General features: G+C 54.9%; 1 protein-coding gene. It reads left to right on the forward strand.

What is annotated here, in order from left to right; translation table 11 throughout:
• Positions 1-223: 223 nt before the first annotated feature.
• On the forward strand, positions 224-889 hold a 666-nt coding region (locus tag ACP7AJ_RS21425; protein ID WP_426062280.1), incomplete at its 3' end, for a DUF4331 domain-containing protein.

The raw sequence follows: 889 nt of genomic DNA on the forward strand, positions 1-889 counted from the left end.
GAAAAAAGCCAAAATATTGTATCTAAAATGACAAGTCCATTTAAGGCTTTTTTGCGAGCAATTGCGTACCACATGGCAGCAGTAATATATTGTTAATGACCAGATTAAATAAGCACAGCCGTAACACGTGGGCGTTATGCCCTTGTCCGCTAACTTTAAAATATTTACTTTTTTCTTTGTTTAAATTCAATTTTCTCTCTTTTCTCACTTACTCCAAAATTTTATGAAAAACTTGCTTACCCGACCCCTCTTTAAAGTCGCGTTAGCTGCGGCATCGGTGGGGGGACTGCTGACCTGGACGGGCCAGCACAACAATCTGGAGGCTTCGAGCCACCGCGAGGCCCCCCTCATCGCCGACGACCCGACGGCCGACAACACCGACCTGTACGCCTTCCGCGACCCCTCCGACCCGGAGATGATTAACATCATCGCCAACTTCATTCCCTTCCAGCTGCCGCAGGGCGGGCCGAACTACTACCACTTCGCGGAAGACGTCCGCTACGAGATTCACATCAAGAACGACCCGAGCCGCGTCGGCGACGACCTCACGTTTCGGTTTACGTTCCACCGCACCAACGAGGACCCCTCAACTTTCTTTAACATCCGGCTGGGAAAGGAAAATCTGAAGAACACCTACTCGCTGGAGCAAAGCCAGCGGGGGGGGGCTTTTATCCAGCTGGTCGACCGGGGCCGGGTGCCCGCTTACAACGTGGGGCCCCGCTCCATCAGCAGCCCGGTGGGGTTGAATGCCCCCAGCTATGAGGCCCTGATGCAAGGGGCCATTTTGCCGGCCGGCGGCGGAAAAGTGTTCTGCGGACCCGTAGACGACCCGTTCTTCGCCGACATTGGGGGCCTGTTCGACCTGGCCAACGTGCGGCCCCAGAATGCC

This window comes from Hymenobacter sp. B1770 (assembly GCF_049896385.1).
Lineage (GTDB): Bacteria > Bacteroidota > Bacteroidia > Cytophagales > Hymenobacteraceae > Hymenobacter.